Raw genomic sequence first — 18847 nt, 5'->3', positions numbered from 1 at the left:
TCCAGGTTAACGGCAAAAGAAACATTCGATGGCTGCCAGGGGTAACAGCAGATTGTAATGACGGTCGATATAAATACGGATAAACTGTAATGCCTGCGCCATCTGGTTTTTTACCGTGAACCTGGAAATATGCATACGGGTAGCTATCTGGGCATAGGAGAGCCCTTCTTCTTTGGCCAGCATATAAATACGGCGGCGCTGGGGCGGCATGGCCGCTACCGCATCGTACAACAGCTGGCTGTATTGCTGCTCCTGCACGCGGTAGTCTGTATCATTGACCATTAACGGCTGCCGCTGTAAGAGTTGCGCCTGCGCGGCAATAGCTACCGCTTTTTTCCGGAAATGGTCAAAGATGCAGTTACGGGACAATATGAATAAGTAGTCTTTCAGGCATTCCACTTTGTTGAACTGCGCCCGTTTTATCCAGACCTTCAGGAATACCTCCTGTACGATCTCCCTGGCAAGGCCGGGCTCTTTCATGTATACCATGGCTGCTTCATAGACATGCCAGCTATAATGCCGGTATACAGTTGTATAGGCTTCTTCACTGCCGTTGGCAAGCAGCTCCAGTAATATCCCCTCATTATTCAAGGTGTTGGGATTCAAGTAACGTGGTCCGATTTAGTTATAAATGTAGGGTAAAAACGGGATATTGCATCACTTTGCCTGCTCGCTCATAAGGCCTGTAAGTTTGTAGTAATTCTGCAGGTGTTTTACCATGATCGTTTCCCCAGCGCCTATCTGTATCACGTTACCACCATCGGCGCCATAGCCGCCTAATGCAGCGGAGCGCACGTCTGCAATATAACCCGGCCATTTGCCGCCGCTCCATGAATAGCCAAACAAAAAGCCATCCGCAGAGGCCAGCTTCATTTTCTCTTTCCAGTCGAGCTGAAATTGTACGAACATTTCGCCGGGACAAACGGCTATGGAAATATGGTTATTGATGATCATGGTGATGAGGTGCACATTGAACGCCCGTTTGGGATCGTACCTGCCCACGAATTGCAGGGAGTCTATTTTATATTTGATGTCTGTCTGATCGCTGGCTGGCATAGGGATACTCTTTGCCAGTTTCAATACTTCCCAGGCAAGCAACTCACCGGTACGTTCCATGGGCTCGTAATTGGTTTGTACGGGATCATTGGGCCCAGAGCGGCGCGGGCTGATCATCAGGGATTCAATATTACCGCCTCCGCCATTTATGAACAGGCAGGTGACCTTATTGTCGAAAGCGGCTTCCACCTTACGGGCAGCTACGCCGGGGTAATCTGCGGATACCGCGTAGTTAAAGCATACCACATCCGCATGCATGGCATAGTTCATGATCAGTGCGCGGGTGTTATCCTGCAGATCGGTGATCCGGAGCACCCCTACCTCCGGGTCTACCGGCCCAAAGGGAATACGTTCCGGATTCTCTACACGATAGTGGTCATCCGCTATCCATGATTCTTTAGCATGGCCATTCTCCCGTACGATCAAACGGTTAAAGCCCAGTTGCGGGAAACTGCGTTTGCCGGCTGCTATTTTAGCCGGGAACAGGTGCGATACGGCATCCCCGATAAGTTGCATGATCTGCTCTTCATAAAAAGGCTGAAACGGACTACTTACCGCAAAGGTGATCTTGTTATCTACCATCGGCGCCGAATGATTATGCGATGAGCTGAATATGACCCTGGCGATATTATATTGCTGTTTGCAGCGTTCTTCCAGTTTGTCTGTAGTGAAAATGGGCAGGTCCAGCGCCACAAAGGCGAGCCGCTGCCCGTTCATATCCAGCACCAGGCTACGGGCATAAACAGAATCGTGGATAGGCTGATCTGTTTTTGGGGTGATGTTGATCTTGCTGGCGCCAGCGAGCAGCCTGCCGCTATCGGCAAAAGCGCTTATGGTAACAAAGATCAGGATGGCAACGGAGAGTAGTTTTTTCATAACAGGGTACTATTAGGCGGGTAACAAAATAGCAATAAATCTGAATAGTACACTATTGGATCCTTAAGATTGTGATAGCTGACCGCCCGCGGGAGCTATTGAAATATTTGCATCATACGTCAAAATAAGTGGCATTATGATATCGATAGGATCTTATCCGCTATTAACTGTGGCTGCTCCATTGTGATCATATGCCCGCCGGATAGTATCTGTATGTCCACGCCATATTTGCTTATTCTTTCTTTTGCCAGTTTTACCTGTCTGGGCTCAAACTGGTCTTTATCGCTGCCTATAATATGAAAGGAAACGTTACGGTGCATTTTTTCAACGATGAAGAGCAGGTTTAACCGCTCTCCATTCGCTTTATGCTCATCTACAAAGCCGGCGGCATAGTGGAGGAATAAGGTTCCGTTCCTTCTCCTGATAGCCTCCCGTACTTCGGCCAATTCGGCTTCGGTGACCTGGTATTTTTTAGACCACATACCCTTTATCATTCTATTGAATGTGGGGTTGGATGTTTGCGCTTTTATAGTGCCTCTTTTTCCCAGGCCGGTTTTAAGCAGCGGGGTGGTGAATATGGGATGAGAGTGTCCATCCGTAAAATACCCGCCATTGATAAATAATACTTTGGTAATAATCGTGGAGGGTTGTATACCTTTTTCTATCTTTTCCTGCTGCCTCCGGAGGAGCTCCATGGCCACTAAAGAAGAATAGTCAAATGTTACCACAGCAGTAGTGTCAATATGATGATGTTTCCACAGCGCTTCTACCAGGTCTGCCCTTTCGAACGTTGAATAGGGGTAGTCTTCAGGTTTGTCTGATTCTCCCTGCCCTATATACTCAACATACAGCCGGTTAAGCGGACGTTGTTGGGCTATCAAAGCATCTATTTTAGACCAATCATAAGAACCGGATGGAAACCCAGGGAGGAAGGAAATGGCCTCATTTGGATCGTGCTTTGAATGGATAAGATATTTATTGAATGCAAACAAACTGTTTAAGCGTATTGCTTTATCTGTATCGGTTATGCTTTTAGCTACCGGATCGTAAGGCAGGCGGCTGCCCAGCCGGAACCACTCGTTTGCTGAAATGATGTGCATGATCTGTTTATTTAGATGTTAATGCAGACTGACCTGCAATGGAACGGCCATACAGTCTCAATTGCTGCAGGGAAAGAATATGGAGGGTATAGGCCAGGGGCACCAGCAGGCCTGGCAGGTAGATAAAAGGGAACGTGGTTACCAGGGAACTGTCGGGCTGGTTATGAAACACACGCAGCGGAGTTGGCATAGATAAAGCGGAAATAACGACAATATTTACCAGCAGCAGAAGGCCCATTATATTGTATACCTGTGCAATTACCGGCGGCCAGCTCTTTTTTACAAAACAATAATAACCTACAGGGAAGGCCAGCAGGCCGGAGAGGATATCGAAATTGCGGCCTTCAAAACTCATCTGCACAGGCAGGGAGCCATTGCGCACGAGTGACCATAACGCTATTTCAACGAGGATACGGAACGCTTGTAAGTAGATCAGCCATTGGGGCTGAATACGCTGTAAAAACTGTTTGCCAGCCTGCGAACGGGCGAAGAGCAGCACCACCGGTAAAGGCGGCAACAGGGCGAAGACCAGCCGTGGAGGCAGATGGGAAAAATCAGCATAAAAGCCGCGTATTGCCAATATGCTTATTATTAGCAGCCAGGCTGCCAGCAGGACTAGACTTGTGCGAAAAACGGATCTTGACATAGTTGCATCGTATAAGGACACAAAGTTCAGACGTTCCGCGCAAAAGCGGCATAACCAAAATTGCTATTTTGACTGGTGCCGGTATTGGGTAGGATAAAGCCCCATCCGCTGATAGAAAAGCCGGCTGAAGGACTGGCCATTGTCAAATCCCAGCAATGTGGCAATATCCGTTATGGGGAGCACGGAGTTGGCGAGCAAAGCCCTGGCTCTTTCGATCCGCAGGTGCTGGATATATTGATAGGGGGATAGCTCATACGCTGTACGGAACAACCGTAAGAAATGATATTTGGACAGGCAGGCTTCCGCCGCCAGCTGGTCCAGGCTTATTTCTTCGCAAAAGCCGGCACGGAGCACGTCCATTGCCCGGGAAAGGCGTTTGTAGATCTCCACGCGCGTAGCCTTCCTGACAGGCGGCAGATTGTTTACAATGCCGGCAATGTGGCGGTGTTGCTGCAAATGATACGACAGGAGGGAGGCCAGCTGTTCTTCAAACCGGAGTTTGCTGGGGCCCATTTCTTTGTCTGAGATCAGTATAGCCCGGATCAGGGCATTGAAGCTGGCATCCCGGCGGTGTAGCTGGTTAAAGAAGGCAACCGGAGACAATTGTTTTGCTGTGCCGGCATCCAGGATGCTGTCCGCAGGCGTTACCAGGGAATTAAGCACAGATCCGCTAAAGAACTCCCCGAAATGGATGTTAAAAGTTTCTGTGTCATTGGAATGTTCTTCGACCTGGAGGGTATATAGTTGGGAGCGGTTACTGACAAAATAGTTATCCTCATCAATGCGGGTTGTCTGCCGGTCTACACTGCAAAGACTGTTTCCGCGCAGGTTCAGAAAAAAGGAGAATGGCCCCTGTATATCGGGACGGAAACATTCCCTGACCTTTGTGTGGATGATCACACTGGGAAAGCCTTCGGTATCCAGCGGCAGGTTATCCCATCCCATCCGGTTACTGAACCCTTGTGCAATCTGGTTTTTCAGCCAGCTAAGATCAGGAAATTCATGGAAGATCATTGGCGGAAAGGTACGACGAAGTTGGCAAAAAAAGACCGTCTCAGCAATAAGACAGCCTTTCTTGTAAGAAGCTTTCAATTAAAATGCCGCCCGGCAACCATTACTAAAATTTAGTGAATCCAACCTTGAGATGATTTTTATCGGCATACGCCTTGCCCAATTCCATTAGCTTATCATACTTCTGACCAAACGTATCCTGGTATTGCTGATCGAAATTACTGACTGCCTGCTTGATCGAATCATCCGGGGCGTGTGCATCCTTCATCGCCGCAATGGAAAGATACCCGTTCTTTTCCTTATCAACCGCGAAGCTGAATAGATCTTTGGAAGCTTCGAGCATAGCCTTTGTCTCCTCCGTTTCCTTCATCTCCAGAATATCCTTGTATGCTTTCTCCGTAGATCCGATCCTCCATTTTACCTGATCTACATAGGAAGAGGGGACCATTTTTTTGCTTTTTTCATCGTAGGATTGGGGATCTCCCTGAAGCATGTCATAAATTTCCTTGCCGCCAAAATGGCTAATTAAGTTCGCATTCAAAACAGTTCTATCAAAATACTCCTCTGGGGTAGTCATGTTACAGGCTGAAAGGGATAACATGAGGCCAACTGACAGGATGTTTCTTCGTTTCATAGATAAAAGTATAATTATGGTTGCGAAGGTAGCTGATATAATAAAAAAGCCTGAAATATTTTTAGTATGGCAGGCTTTTACGCGTTAAACTAATCCCGCTCCCCCTCATCGTCTTTTTCTTTTTCTTTCCCTTTTCCTTCTTCTTCCTCTTCTTCGTCTCCAAACTGGCTGTAGTGTTGAGGCGTTCCTGGCAGTGCCGCCATTAATGTAGGCGAATCAGCCCTTGGGGGCAGCGTATCCTGGTAGGGAAATGGCGTATCTGAGATGGACTCATGTACCTGCCTTGTCAGATGCAACAACTTCTTTTTCCGTACTTCAACGTTACGGGCAATGGTGTGCAACTCGGCTTCCACGTCGAAGCGTAAAGTAGTACCGTCTGTTTGCTGATAGGTTTGTCTTACACGTTTGGAGGCGGGTATGCTCAAAATATCATCTCTGCCTGCCAGGCGCTCATGATTAACTGTTGCCAAATCGGTGTTCAATGCCAGCAGGCTTTGCCGCCGTTGTATCCTTCTTCCCAGCTCTTCGTGGTAATGGGGCGAGCTGCCATCGCCACTGCCCTGGGAGCTGTGCAATTTCTGACTGTCCTGGGTGTCTGCATACGAGATCAGTTTTTTACTGGTAGGATGATGGTTTTGGCTAACCCTACCTCCCTGGTCATCGTGCGAGGTGGTAGACTTTAGTACCACCCATTGGGTGGGCACATTGGTGGCCCGCTGCAAATCCAGATGGGTGACTGTTCTACCTGACCGATCCCGGGGGAGCGTTTCCGGATGTTGCAGATCACGCAGCACAGTTTCTGCCGTTAACCTGGTAATCAGTTGCTCATGCTCACTGCCTGCCCGTACGAATGAATCCGTATAATATTGGGCGGCAGATTTATCCTGGAAAAGACGGATAAGTTCCGCACGGTGCTGGATCAGGTCTTTATCGGCCGGATCAGAATTGATCAGATGGATCAGGGTGTTCTGCACCGTGTCATGTTTGTTACCACCGCTGATACCCAACTCCCCGGCAAGCCGGTCGATATAGTCGGTCAACGACTTATTGGCCGGGGCTTTACCCCGCTTACCCCTTCTCACTTCGATGTGCTGGCTATTCAGGCTGAAGTTTTGCACGGCGCCTAATGTGGGACCTGGAAAAGGAGGAAACAGCAGTCCTGCTTTACGCAATGCCAATATAGCGTCTTTCACCGTCTTGTCGTTGATTCCGTCAACGGTTGCCCCGAATTCTAATAACGCTTTCTTTTCTATTAGCTCCGTTGGGTTGTACCTGCTCTGTATAGCGGCGAATAGCAGCCTTGCCCTCTTTGCCGGCAGGCCTGGTCCCTGGATACCCGCTTGCGCATCCGCAGCATCAGGAGCTGCTGTTACTGGTGTAGCAGGTATTGAGGGATCGCCTACTATGGTGGATGAGGTACTGGTCGTTGTTGTGGTTGTGGTTGTACTGGTGGGCGCTGGTGGTAAAAAAGGACTGCCCGCTATCGGGAAGGAAGAGATAGGCAATGGGGGAAGGTAATGGCTGTTCCCCAGCGGGTATAGAGAGACAGGCGCCGGCGGAAATGAACCACCGCCCACCGGCTGCGATGGATAATGCAGCGGCAAGGAAGGAACAGGGCGCGGTCCGTTTGGCTCACTGTCATCTACCAGTGTGGAAGCGCTACTAAATGGAGGCGATACAGGGCCGCTCCCCGCCGGGAATAAAGCATCCAATGGCGAGGGTACGTGACTACCCGCCGGCCGGCTTAGATGCCTATGATTTGCGGAGGAGGAACCAATATTAAACGGCGTGATTGGCGCCCAGCCTCCTCGTAATAGCGGACTCCCGAACGTGGAAAATAACGGGCTGCCCGTTGGCGGAAATAAATAACTGCTATCCACCGGGGAAGGAGGAACAGGCGGCGGTCCGTATGACTCACTTTCATCTACCGGGGTAGGAGTGTTACTAAATGGCGGCGATGTATCGTCATCACCTGACGGTAAAAAAGGACTCCGGGGTGGAGATACATGACCACTCGGCGGCCAGCTTATATGACTATTATCTGTCAGGAAGGAACCAACATCAAACGGCTGGAAGGACGCGCCATTCCCCGGTGATAGCGGACCTCTAAGCGGGAACGGCAACGGGCCGCCCGCCAACGGCGGGGATGAGACAGGCGTTGGCAGGAAGAAAGGATTGTTCCCTGGCGGAGATAAAGGGGTGGGCGCCGGCGGAGAGGAAGGACCAATCCCCCATCCGGAATGATGGGCGGGCAACGGCGGGGCTGCATCATTGCTCCAGGCGCCGGCGAACAAATCAGACTGTAATGGGAATGAATGATCACCCCACGCCTGAGAAGAGGACGGACTATCCGCCCAAAAGAGCCGGGACTCGTCCAGCGGTGAGTGAAGGCTATCGTCTAAAGAGCCGCCATCATCAAATATGGCATAAGGATTGTCCGCAGGCTGGCCGTCCCAGTGCCCTGCACCTGGGCTGCCTGGTCCCCCGGTAGCAGCTCCACCCGCCTCTTGCAACTCGGTGGCGCCGGAGACACTTATGGAACGACCATCGTCTAACTTGAATTTGAAATTCCCATAACCAGGTCCGCCTTCACTCGCTATAAAGGTACCTATCAGGGGTGCAGCGTCTGGCTCCCCGTTTCCCGGTAGAATCAAAAATCGCTGGCCTTGTTTTATTGGATGGCCCTTAGCATCTACGGGGATTTCATTGGCTCTCATAAGTTGTATGGGCGCAGTTCCGCCGGAATTGTTCCGCATAAGCTGCCGCACCACGGGCGCTACTGAAGATACCTGGCGCTTGGCCGTCAAATTATCCGAAAGGCCGGCCTTATCCGGCTTTAATTGAAATCGTTTTGTAGCCGGCGGATCGTTAGGTGGTTTCGCTGCTGCGGGAGACAGGGAGAATGCTTTACGCTGAACAGGAAGGCTATCATGAGCGCCTTCTTCCACCTGAGCCGCTTGTAAAGGCTGGACAGCTGGCAGGGATGTTCCAGAGGATCTTTGGTTAACTGCTGCTACAGGGGCAGCAGTATTAGCGGGTCCGGCGCTTTTGCTATCGTATGGCATGACTATGAGGGACGGTATAGCTATTTAAAAAGGTTTATAACCCACTGTAATATACTAAAGATTTTTAATGCGGGTATCGGATGAAAAGCGGTAACCGGTAATAAACATATTGCCGGTATCCACCTGATAACAGGCATCGCGCTAATAAGAGTTAATCAATTATGTGACAAATATCAATGCTAAAAGGCAAGAATAATATTTACTTGCATCCAATCCGGGTACACTTTTGTACTGTTAATAATAAAAAAGTATGATGGAAAGAATTAAATCACTGGCCTTATGGGCTGAAAAGAAGAATTTTCCGGCGATCTTTATTAGCATTGGTCTTTGTCTTGTTCTTTTTTGGATAGGTGCACAGAAGATTACGCCAACTGAAGCAACGGGTATTGCCCCGTTGATTGGGAACAGCCCTTTAGTCAGTTGGACGCAGGCAATATTAGGCATTCAAGGATCCAGCATCGCAATCGGTATTTATGAATATATTGCAGCGGTGGGCATCATAATCGGATTTTTTAAACCACGTGTAGGGTTGATCGCAACGATCATGACGATGATCATGTTTTTTGTAACATTTACTTTCTTTATTAGTACGCCAGGTACGGTGACGGAAGCAGATGGACTATATGGACCAACAGGTACTGGCGGTTTCTTACTGAAGGATGTTACTCTTTTTGGCAGTGCATTGTATCTTTTTACCTTTTTTGGACGACAGACACAACGAAAGAATTAAGAGGTTATTTTTTACTTTGACGACTAATTGGATATAGGCATTAATGATACAGGAAATGTTACTTGGGCATGGAAGTAACTTCAAATGGATTAATGTTACGATGCCTACTGATGAGGAGATCAGGCAGATTTCATTAGCATATCAAATACCCCCCTCTTTATTGAGTGATTGCGGAGAAATGGACCAGCTGCCTAAGTACGAGCGTGTAGATAACTATGTGCTTGTTGTGTTTCGTATTAATAGTATAAACAATGTTGCTGAGGCTGATAGCATACAGGAGCTGAGCGACCCTATTTATCTGGTTTACTCCGATGATCTTGTACTGTCTGTATGCTATAAGCGTGCCTTTCTGTCTGAGCCATCATTTAAACCTGTTTTGGGTGCAAATCCTCTCTCAAGCCTGGAACTTGTCAATTTATTACTCGTGATTGGTTTAAAGACCTATCTTCAATCCCTCGACGTTATGACGACTGCGGTGGATTATTTTGAGAAAGACATTTTCTTAATGCCGAACAATGTGCCGATTTTAAAAGGGCTTTATTATCTTAAGAGAAAGGCGGATATATTTAAACGTATATTTGTTCTCTCGGCGGAGGTTGTCAGATTCTTACATGCACAACAGCAGACAATGGATAGCCGCGATGTTTTGGATCAGCATACTAAGCTTCATAACTCATTTGATGTATTAGCTGACAACGTACATCAGTTGTTAAATATTTATTTCTCCGTGTCTTCACAACGTACAAACGAGACGATGCGTGTGTTAACCATTTTCTCTGTTTTCTTTCTTCCACTTAGTTTCATTGTAGGTCTTTATGGGATGAATTTTAATATTCCGGAAACTAAATGGAGTTTTGGGTATCCCATGGTCGTTGCATTATTGGTGGCAGTAACGGTTTTGATCTTTTTATGGTTTAAACGAAGAAGGTTGTTGTAAATAATATTTGTGCTGGTTTGTTTAATGGTTGACTAGTATGCCCTAAAGGAGATTAGGCGCTTAAAGACCGGAAGATCGGAAAAGATTGTCCGGTTATAGCCCAAAATGAAAAAAGGCCGACTCTTGCTTTAGAAGACGGCCTCTTTTTATAATGATATAAAAGTATTTTGTTTTTACTAGCTTAAGCGTTGTCGATAAGCTTTTATTGTGCTCATCTAGTCCCATCCTTTAATTCCGTCAGGACAATCAGATTCGAACCGGCTGCTTATAATTCAATTGGAATATCGGACCATGATGTGTCGTCGAGGGATACGTTTATGCCTTTTAGTCCGGTGCTCACAGTATCAAACAAGTGACCGCTCAGCACCGTTCTCCTATTCGGAAATATGGGCACCGCAGGTATGGTTTTACCAGCGATCACCTTGTTATTATCTCCATAACATGTAACGGTGACAGTAGCCTGCCGTTGGTCGAATGCCAATAAATAAGTCTCAAAACTGAGGTTGGTCATTCCTATTACAGAGTCACCGGCTGCCTTCATAATACTAACTCCACCTCTGTTACCCACATCATCCAGCAGCGTCGCATCAGCAAGGTATATCAAATCGGTAAACTCATTCTTATATGGATCTCCCATCCCTGCCGGGTCATATAATGGATATCTTTCAACATGCATTTGCACACTGGTAGTACCATTAGGAACTTTATCGGTGATCGTTAACTTCAGTTTGCCAACAACCCTCTTTAAAGCCATATCCTGGTTAATAGGTCCGTTTGCTACTTCTAAAACTGTCCTTTTTAGGAACATATCAGTTCCTGGTGTTCCTAACGACAGTACATAATAATCCTGCGGTATCTTATTGTAAACCTTCACCGTATCTTTAGAAGCGATCATGATTATCTTATATTTACCGGTAGGTAAAGAGTCCATGATCATTCCGAAACTGGAGTCTGCGCTTGTTTGCACAATTTGTTTTAAAGGTTTCTGATTAGCATCATAGTCGAAAATAAACAGATAAAGATAGTTCGCATACTTCCTTAACGTGTCCTGTGCCGGCGTTCTGGCATTAGGATCGCTCATTTTACCGAGATCCTCTACGCTTATACCAAACCCCGAAGCACTAAATTGGACGGCATATTTTCCTGTCGAAGGAGCTGGTTTGTCTTCATTTTTATCTGTTTTGTTACAGGCAACAACAATGGTCAAAATAACCATTAAAAAAGCAATGTTCTTTTTCATTTCATAGATTTTACTAAGGAAAGATTAACAATATTCTATTTAGGAATCTGATTATAATACACAAGTTAACACCATGACAAAATAGTAAATTTCATACCAGCAATGTTTTGTACTCTTTTTAAAGGGGCATGAAGTAGGCAAATTTAGGCTTTTTTTATACTATAGGCCGGGTAATATATGATGAAGAAACTAACGACCTCCCGACATAGCGGGATGCGCTACGGGAGATTATAAAATAGAAAAGCCCAGCATTGCTGCTGAGCTTCATTCTGTCGGGACGACTAGATTCGAACTAGCGACCCCTTGCACCCCATGCAAGTGCGCTACCGGGCTGCGCTACGTCCCGAACTGACGTGCCAGTGTTTTCACTGACGGGGATGCAAAAGTAATCATATTTTTCATTTCTAAAAATTTTATCCCAATTTTTTTGATCAGCCCATCAATCTGTTACATATGAACCGGAATTACCAACAACAAATTTCCCCTACAAATAATATAACAAAGCAAAATAATATTTTAAATTAGTACCGATATTGAAAACCACTTTACTCAAAACCATAAACAAAACCAGAAAATACAATCCAGTATAAAGGAAAACCTATGCTAACCGCATATCCTCAAATGTGTGAAATTGATGATCGCCCTTACCATGCTGAAACCATAATTGAGCCCACGGGAAGTATAAACACATAACCGTCAACGTTATAGAGCAAGTATGTCATATCCTCATATGGCAGATCAATTGTAATGCATCCGTCATAAACTAAAGATCTCCCGTTACAAAGTGAAAAAACAACCTGTAACAAGGTCTTTACAGCCGGAAATAAGAATGGCGCCATATCAACATGATCCTATACAGGCCTTTTTTTATTAATAACCAGGCAGTTAAGCCGTATCTTAAAAACCAAAGTAGTATGAAAACCCGAATTTTACCCACCAAACAACCATGGTTGTTGACTGTACTGCTAGCCATTGTATTGGCAGCAGGACTACCGGATAAAACAGCCGCTCAAACCTGGCGGCTTATCCAACCCGCTTATCCTACGATAGATGCATTTGTAGCCGGCTACTCCGTGCGCGATTTTGGCGCCACAGGAGATGGCGTTACAGATGTTACCTCCATCTTCCAGGCACGTTTAACAGCCCTGGGGAACCTGGGTGGCGGTACTCTTTTTGTGCCTAGTGGCCGTTATGTGATCCGGGGTACCCTACTTATCCCCCGTGGTGTTACATTGCGTGGCGAGTGGGAGAAACCCGTTAAAGGCCAGGCTGTTAATGGTACTATCCTCATGGCGTACACCGGCAGAGGCAATGAGAGCGCAGCTTCCTTTATCACCATGGAGCCTACCGCCGGTGTAGTGGACCTGGCGATATGGTATCCGGAGCAACTGCCCGATAACATCACGCCTTATTCTCCGGCTATTACGTTTGGGGAACCCGGTTATTGGGGCAATGAGTTCTGTAATGCCCGTAACATCACCTTTGTAAATGCTTATACCGGCCTGGTCTTCTCCCGGGTGAACGGTGGGTCCTGTCCTATGATCAATGGGCTGTATGGCACACCGCTGTCCAGGGGTTTTGAGATCGATAATATTGCCGACGTAGGCCACCTGGAAAATATTGATTTTTCCCCGGCATATTGGGCTGGCTCAGGCTTGCCTAATTCCCCGGCTGCCGGTAGCGGTTATGCCGGCTGGATCCGGGCTAACGGCACTGGTATCGTTATGCGGCGGAATGACTGGTCCTATACCAGCTTTGTGAAGGTAGAAGGGTATAAAATAGGCTTTCATGCGGCGCCTTCTATTGCCAGCCAGGGAGCTATCCCTAATGGACATAACTACTGGATGACCTTTACCAACTGCGAGACCGGTATTCTTTGTGATGGCGTTAGTAATGTGGGGATCATGTTTGCACGCGTAAATACAGTAGGCTGTACCAATGGGGTAGTGGTAGGCACGGCTGGTTCTACAGACGGCGCGCTGCAGCTGCATACCTGTAGTATCGGCGGCTCTTCCAACGCTATCAGTACGGATCCTTCCTCCCTGGCCCGCGTGATCGTACAGCAGTGTACCATCACTGGTGGTAAGGTGAATATAAACGGCGGTACCCTTATGGCTTCCGACTGTGACTTCAATAATAATGCGCCCCAGATCACCCTGGGCGATAAATCCCGCGGTATCATCACCGGTAACCGCTTTAAGAATACCGCCAATATCCAGAACAATTCCCCTTATCAGAGTGCCATCGATCATACGCCGTTGGCGCTGACTAAGCTGCCTGCCGTGCCGACGATTGTTGCCAGAGCGCAACAGCCCTCCAGGAAGGTAATGTACCTGGCCACGGCGGCTCCTTTTAATGCAAAAAATGACGGGGTTACAGACAACACCACGGCTGTGCAGAATGCCTTGAATCAGGCGTCTGCAGACGGCGGCGGTATCGTGTTCCTGCCACCGGGTAAATATAAATTCACAGGGCACCTGAGCATTCCCCGTGGCGTAGAGTTAAAGGGCGCTACAGATAACCTGGCGGCGCCTATGGGACAAGGTTCCATCTTGGAGCCGTATGCGGACAAGAATAATCCCTCCGGCGTGCCGTTTATTAAAATGGCGCAGGCCAGCGGACTGCGGGCGGTTACCATCAACTACCCGGAGCAGGTATCTGCCAATATACCCAATGTACCCGCGTATCCCTATGCCATTCAAGGTACCGGCAGCGATATCTATATCGTAAATGTAGGCCTGCGAGCTACCTATAATGGGGTAGACCTGTTCACAAATAAATGCGATAACCACTATGTAGACGGCCTTGCCGGGCATGTATTCAAAAACGGTGTGCGTGTGGGCGGAGGCGCTGCCAATGGGCAGGTGTCCAATACCCAGTTTAATACCAGTGTATACGCAGCAGGGGCAGAGTCTAAATGGGGCAGTTGGCCTAACTCGCCTACCGGTGATAACTCCAATGTATACGACTATCAATATAACAATCTCGACTTCCTGGTGCTGGGTAACTGTACCGGCGAAATACTGTATAATAATTTCGTATACGGCGCTAACCGCGGTATCATCTATCAGAAAGATGGCGCGGGCGGTCCTTCCGGCATTAGCCTGGGCTCCGGTATTGATGGCTCCCGTATCGGTATCAGCTTCCAGGGAATGGGCTCCGGTGGGTTTGATCTCATCAACTCCCAGATTGTAGCCCTGGGTGATAGCACTAATAAATACCTGGAAACTACCTCCACTTTTACTTCATCCGTCAATCTATATAATGCTGATTTCTGGGGTAATCCCGGTAAGAGCGTGGAACTGAACGGCGCCGGCGCATTGAACCTGCAGTCCGGAAATTTCGTACAGCCTGGCCAGTTAAGGTTTGGTTGGCTGAAAGCTGGTGCGCTAAGCATCCATAACACCGCGGTGTGGTCAATTGGAACAATATTGAATGCCGGCGCCGAACCACGTTTTTCTGCCCAGTCCAGCATTATTGACAGTAATGGTATTGTACCGGCCCGCGCTGCCCTTTTTAAGAATAACCTGGGCAATGTATGGGGCGTATCGATAGCGGGCGCTATGGATCGCCATGGCTGGACGGCCACCGCTTCCGTAAACAACGGCAGTGCGCGCAATGCGCTGGATAGCACGGCCAGCACCCGCTGGGATACGCAAGGCTCTCAAACCAACGGGCAAACCTTCACCGTGGATATGAAAACGATGAATACGGTGCGTGCCGTGGTGCTGGATTGTACCCAAAGCCGCGACGATTCCCCGGCAGGTTATAATGCCTATGTATCTGCGGATGGCGTGAACTGGGGCAACCCCGTGGCCAGTGGCGCAGGTACCACCGGTATGACCCTGATCACTTTCCCGGAAACCGTAGGCCGTTATATCCGTATCGTACAAACGGGTTCCAAAGGCAACTATTGGTCCATCCATGAGTTCTATGTATTTGGCAGGGTAAATGTGGCCAGCGTAACCCTGGACACTACCTCCAGGATCCTGAAAACAGGGATCTCGCATAAGCTTACCGCTACCATCCTTCCTGTTAATGCTACTATCAAAACCATGATCTGGAGCTCCAGCAATCCGGCTATTGCCAAAGTGGATTCTAACGGACTGGTAACCGCGCTGGCAACCGGGCAGGCGGTGATCACCGTTACCACGGTAGATGGTGGTAAAACCGCCATCTGTGCGGATACGGTTACCGCCAGTGGCAATACGCCTCATAATGGCATTGCAGCGGCTATCCCCGGCATTATAGAAGCAGAGTTATATGATGATGGCGGCCCGGCTCTTGCCTATGCGGATGCAGATGCTGTGAACAGCGGAGGCTATCGTCCCACAGAAGGGGTAGATGTAGAGCCTTGTGCCGAAGGTGGGTATGACGTAGGTTATATTGCCGGCGGCGAATGGATCAAATACACCGTGAACATCAACACGCCTGGCGTATACACACTGCAGTTACGCCTTGCGTCGCCCTACACTGGCAAACAACTGCATGTGGAGCTGGACGGCGTAAATATATCCGGTCCGGTGAATGTGCCTGCTACCGGCGATTGGCAAACTTACCAAACAGTCAGCGTAACTACGCCCAGCCTGGGTACTGGCCGCAAAACCCTGCGCATAGTGATGGATACGGATGGCTTTAATATTAACTACCTTAATTTCATAAGCCAGTCAGGCGCCGTGCAGGAGCTTACGGTATATCCCAACCCGGTAACCGGTACCCAGCTGAACCTGCAGTTCAATGGCGCTGCTCATCAGGCGGGCAGGTACCGCGTGCTGTTGTTCAATGCGCTGAACCGGCCGGTAATGTCCACCACGATCAATACAGCCAATGGCAATGGCGCCGTGTCACTGCCTTTAAATAAAAAACTGACGCCTGGTTATTATCTGCTGGAACTAACAGATACTACCGGTAAACGCACTGTAAAGAAGGTGATAGTACAATGAACAATGAAGTAACACGGCAGCCATTTCTGGTTATGTGTTACAAAGCGATGAATAAATGATTCATGCGCACATTAAAAGGAATACCCCGGGAGCATCTGTTCCCGGGTTTTTTTATGCCCATTATAGTATCTTTGGTAATGCACGGCTAATCGTCGAAGCCAACAATCCGAAAAATTATAACACATGCCTGTTAATGAACAATTGGCAAACCGGGTGCGGGAGCTCATCGCCGCCGCCGGACAGCCAGTAGAAGAAAAAAAGATGTTCAGTGGCCTCACCTTTATGGTACATGATAAGATCTGCGTAGGCGTTAAAAAGGATAGTATCATGGTGCGTCTGGACCCCGCTGTTTTTGAGGATGCCCTGGAAAAAGAAGGATGTATGCCCATGGTACATAACGGTAAGGTGATGACAGGTTATGTGTTCATAGATGAATCAGTGCTTACCACAAAAAAACAGTTGCAATATTGGGTGCAGCTGGCCCTGGATTTCAACCCCTCCGCCAGATCTTCTAAAAAGAAATAGGGTGGTTCCTGCGGATCTCCCTATTCGCGCTCAGCAGATTTTTTACGCAGCATATCCAGGAATTGAGACCGCCAGGTGATCAGATGACCGATGATAAAAGCGTCTTTTAGGTTGTTTTTAATGCTGCTGCGCATGATCCTTACCACCACATCTTTTTTAACTTCTCCGGTTTCACGTACCCAGCCTAGCAGGTCCAGCGCTATTAGAGCCAGTATAGCGCCCAACAGGAACAGGAAATTCCAGTCATGCAAGGCTACCAGGTGTAAGGTCCGGTGTACGCGCGGGCTGGTCCAGGTGGCGTCTATGACCAGGTGGCGCTGCGTAAAGATGTCTGCCAGCACGCCGCCTATCAGTGGCGCAATAGAAGAGAAGAACGCGGTGATAATGTTGTTGGCGGAAAGGTATACAATAGCGTCTTCACGCGGGGCTAGTTTTAGTCCAATATTGGTGAGGGACAGGTTTACGCCGGCGGTGGAAATACCGGTTACAATGTGGATGGCTGCCAACAGGATCAGGTTGGCATACAACTGGGAATAAATCCCTACAAAACACCACGCCACAATACAGGTAATGTAGAACGGAGCACTGATGGCAATGATCGTTTTGTTACTGTAACGGTCTGCAAAAATGCCCCAGATCCGGATGGTGAGTATGCTGGACAGCTGGCTCAGAATGGTAAGCCCGATGATATACGACAGCGATAGCCCAAGCCCCTTCATCATAAACACCGTAAAGAAAGGAGTCGCAATATTCAACGCAAATACCCAGGCGGAGTTAAAGATCAGCAGCTGGCGGAAATTCTTATTCCGTAATGGCCGGCTCAACAGCCGGAACATGTTTTCGCGGTCCAGGAAGGATGCAGGTTCCGGCGCCACAGCCAGTATAAAGCCGCCGGCAATGCCCATCGCGCCGCCCCCCATGAACAGGATGGCATAGGTGGTGAGCTCATATGCAGGGTAATGTTTCTTCACATAATCTACCAGCAGGGCAGCGGTAAAGCTGAGCACCACATTCAATGTTTGCGTATAACTGCCTCTGCGGGAAAAATATGCGCCCATGGATCGTTCCGGCACCAGGTCCTTGATCCATGAATTCCAGCTGGGCCCGGCAACGGAACCAAAGAAATAGTAGAAGAACAGGAAAAAGATAACAGCGGCAACAGAGGTGTTGAACCCCAGCGTCCATACCAGCAGGCCTACTACTAACAACGGTATACGGGCCAGCAAAGCGCATAATACCGCTATTGCCCGGCGGTTGTTGTAACGCCGTACCAGCCATATGGATAGCAGCTGAAAAAGATTGGTGAACGTAGGCATACCGGCCAGCAAACCGATCTGAAAATTGGATGCGCCTAATAACAGGGCCATGGCTACCAGGAAAGCGCCCCCTGTAAGCGTGGTCATTGCTTCCGCCGCAAGACCGTCGCCTATTACCAGCTTTAAACCGGTCTGTACTTCCTGCTCCGTTAAGCTTGCTTTGGGCCGCAAATTCATATACCAGGTATGCGGATTACCGCGACAATGATTATACCAATTGCTTATTTTTGCTGCTCTTAAACAAGCGCATCACTATGTCAGCAATAACGATACGGCGTATTCAGCCGGAAGATAACAAAGCCCTGGCCATCATTGTCCGCGCCGCACTGGCGGAGCATAAGCTAGATAAACCCGGCACCGTATTCACAGATCCTACCACGGATGATTTGTATGCCTTGTTTGATATTCCGCGCGCAGAATATTTTGTGGCGCTGGTAGATGGGGAAATTGCCGGTGGCGCCGGTATCCATCCGCTGGATGGCGGGGAAGAAAATATCTGTGAGCTGCAGAAAATGTATCTCTCGCCTGCTTTCCGTGGCAGGGGGCTGGCGCGTACACTTATTGATAAATGCCTGGCTTTCGCAAGCGCGAATAGTTACACGCATTGTTACCTGGAAACGATGCCGGAGCTGGCGCAGGCGCGCCGGCTGTATGAACATTTTGGCTTTACTTATTTGGATGGCCCCATGGGTAATACCGGCCATTTTGCATGCGATAACTGGATGCTGAAAGCGTTATCTCCTTCCCCTGATAACCACAACGGCTGAT

The 18847-nt window shown here is 48.4% G+C and carries 14 protein-coding genes and 1 tRNA gene; 5 read left to right on the top strand and 10 right to left on the bottom strand.

The window, feature by feature from the left end; translation table 11 throughout:
* Positions 1–6 precede the first annotated feature (6 nt).
* From F0L74_RS10505 to F0L74_RS10475, 7 genes are all read right to left on the bottom strand, one after another.
* Positions 7–606 (bottom strand): RNA polymerase sigma factor, encoded by a 600-nt coding sequence (locus tag F0L74_RS10505; protein WP_188315948.1) that lies wholly within the window; start codon positions 604–606, stop codon positions 7–9.
* A 51-nt stretch (positions 607–657) separates the two neighbouring features.
* Positions 658–1932 (bottom strand): neutral/alkaline non-lysosomal ceramidase N-terminal domain-containing protein, encoded by a 1275-nt coding sequence (locus F0L74_RS10500; protein WP_149837821.1) that lies wholly within the window; start codon positions 1930–1932, stop codon positions 658–660.
* 134 nt (positions 1933–2066) lie between these two features.
* Positions 2067–3032: an alpha/beta fold hydrolase gene (locus F0L74_RS10495; protein WP_149837820.1), complete on the bottom strand. Its 966-nt coding sequence runs from the start codon at positions 3030–3032 to the stop codon at positions 2067–2069.
* 7 nt (positions 3033–3039) lie between these two features.
* Complete coding sequence (locus tag F0L74_RS10490; protein ID WP_149837819.1) at positions 3040–3612, bottom strand: DUF8737 domain-containing protein; 573 nt, start codon at positions 3610–3612, stop codon at positions 3040–3042.
* 129 nt (positions 3613–3741) lie between these two features.
* Positions 3742–4692: a helix-turn-helix domain-containing protein gene (locus F0L74_RS10485; RefSeq protein ID WP_149837818.1), complete on the bottom strand. Its 951-nt coding sequence runs from the start codon at positions 4690–4692 to the stop codon at positions 3742–3744.
* 103 nt (positions 4693–4795) lie between these two features.
* Positions 4796–5323, bottom strand: coding sequence for a hypothetical protein (locus F0L74_RS10480; RefSeq protein ID WP_149837817.1), 528 nt, complete (start codon positions 5321–5323; stop codon positions 4796–4798).
* An 89-nt stretch (positions 5324–5412) separates the two neighbouring features.
* Positions 5413–7977 carry a hypothetical protein gene (locus F0L74_RS10475; RefSeq protein WP_149837816.1) on the bottom strand — a complete coding sequence of 855 codons (2565 nt, stop codon included), beginning with the start codon at positions 7975–7977 and terminating at the stop codon, positions 5413–5415.
* 661 nt (positions 7978–8638) lie between these two features.
* Between F0L74_RS10475 and F0L74_RS10470 the strand changes: the two genes are divergently transcribed.
* Both F0L74_RS10470 and F0L74_RS10465 read left to right on the top strand, forming a co-directional pair.
* Positions 8639–9118 carry a DUF417 family protein gene (locus F0L74_RS10470; protein WP_149837815.1) on the top strand — a complete coding sequence of 160 codons (480 nt, stop codon included), beginning with the start codon at positions 8639–8641 and terminating at the stop codon, positions 9116–9118.
* A 43-nt stretch (positions 9119–9161) separates the two neighbouring features.
* Positions 9162–10055, top strand: a complete 894-nt coding sequence (locus F0L74_RS10465; RefSeq protein ID WP_149837814.1) for a CorA family divalent cation transporter — start codon at positions 9162–9164, stop codon at positions 10053–10055.
* Positions 10056–10320: 265 nt separating this feature from the next.
* On the opposite strand, the gene F0L74_RS10460 is transcribed toward F0L74_RS10465, so the two are convergent.
* A complete protein-coding gene (locus F0L74_RS10460; RefSeq protein WP_149837813.1) occupies positions 10321–11295 on the bottom strand; it encodes a hypothetical protein in 975 nt (324 codons plus the stop codon).
* A 272-nt stretch (positions 11296–11567) separates the two neighbouring features.
* Positions 11568–11641: transfer RNA gene (locus tag F0L74_RS10455), tRNA-Pro, on the bottom strand.
* Between the two features lie 568 nt (positions 11642–12209).
* On the opposite strand from F0L74_RS10455, the gene F0L74_RS10450 reads away from it, so the two are divergent.
* Together F0L74_RS10450 and F0L74_RS10445 are read left to right on the top strand one after the other, a co-directional pair.
* Positions 12210–16238: a glycosyl hydrolase family 28-related protein gene (locus F0L74_RS10450; RefSeq protein WP_188315947.1), complete on the top strand. Its 4029-nt coding sequence runs from the start codon at positions 12210–12212 to the stop codon at positions 16236–16238.
* Between the two features lie 183 nt (positions 16239–16421).
* The gene (locus F0L74_RS10445) at positions 16422–16763 is read left to right on the top strand and encodes a TfoX/Sxy family protein (protein ID WP_149837811.1); all 342 of its coding nucleotides are present in this window, start codon (positions 16422–16424) and stop codon (positions 16761–16763) included.
* Positions 16764–16783: 20 nt separating this feature from the next.
* Here the strand turns inward: F0L74_RS10445 and F0L74_RS10440 are convergent, their stop codons facing one another.
* Positions 16784–18256, bottom strand: coding sequence for an MFS transporter (locus F0L74_RS10440; protein ID WP_149837810.1), 1473 nt, complete (start codon positions 18254–18256; stop codon positions 16784–16786).
* Positions 18257–18333: 77 nt separating this feature from the next.
* Here F0L74_RS10440 and F0L74_RS10435 point away from each other — a divergent pair, with 77 nt between their 5' ends.
* Complete coding sequence (locus F0L74_RS10435) at positions 18334–18846, top strand: GNAT family N-acetyltransferase (RefSeq protein ID WP_149837809.1); 513 nt, start codon at positions 18334–18336, stop codon at positions 18844–18846.
* The last annotated feature ends 1 nt before the right edge of the window (position 18847 follow it).

The sequence above is a fragment of the Chitinophaga agrisoli genome, from assembly GCF_008386695.1.
Taxonomy (GTDB): Bacteria; Bacteroidota; Bacteroidia; order Chitinophagales; family Chitinophagaceae; genus Chitinophaga; species Chitinophaga agrisoli.
The sequence above is the reverse complement of the archived record's forward strand: the minus strand, read 5'-3'. Positions and strand labels throughout refer to the sequence as shown.

What these genes read in the sequence shown, in the direction of transcription:
- F0L74_RS10485 (WP_149837818.1), bottom strand. Translation starts at nt 4,692, where the DNA reads ATGATCTTCCATGAATTTCCTGATCTTAGCTGGCTGAAAAACCAGATT.
- F0L74_RS10450 (WP_188315947.1), top strand. Translation starts at nt 12,210, where the DNA reads ATGAAAACCCGAATTTTACCCACCAAACAACCATGGTTGTTGACTGTA.
- F0L74_RS10465 (WP_149837814.1), top strand. Translation starts at nt 9,162, where the DNA reads ATGATACAGGAAATGTTACTTGGGCATGGAAGTAACTTCAAATGGATT.
- F0L74_RS10460 (WP_149837813.1), bottom strand. Translation starts at nt 11,295, where the DNA reads ATGAAAAAGAACATTGCTTTTTTAATGGTTATTTTGACCATTGTTGTT.
- F0L74_RS10445 (WP_149837811.1), top strand. Translation starts at nt 16,422, where the DNA reads ATGCCTGTTAATGAACAATTGGCAAACCGGGTGCGGGAGCTCATCGCC.
- F0L74_RS10435 (WP_149837809.1), top strand. Translation starts at nt 18,334, where the DNA reads ATGTCAGCAATAACGATACGGCGTATTCAGCCGGAAGATAACAAAGCC.
- F0L74_RS10480 (WP_149837817.1), bottom strand. Translation starts at nt 5,323, where the DNA reads ATGAAACGAAGAAACATCCTGTCAGTTGGCCTCATGTTATCCCTTTCA.
- F0L74_RS10500 (WP_149837821.1), bottom strand. Translation starts at nt 1,932, where the DNA reads ATGAAAAAACTACTCTCCGTTGCCATCCTGATCTTTGTTACCATAAGC.
- F0L74_RS10495 (WP_149837820.1), bottom strand. Translation starts at nt 3,032, where the DNA reads ATGCACATCATTTCAGCAAACGAGTGGTTCCGGCTGGGCAGCCGCCTG.
- F0L74_RS10470 (WP_149837815.1), top strand. Translation starts at nt 8,639, where the DNA reads ATGATGGAAAGAATTAAATCACTGGCCTTATGGGCTGAAAAGAAGAAT.
- F0L74_RS10440 (WP_149837810.1), bottom strand. Translation starts at nt 18,256, where the DNA reads ATGAATTTGCGGCCCAAAGCAAGCTTAACGGAGCAGGAAGTACAGACC.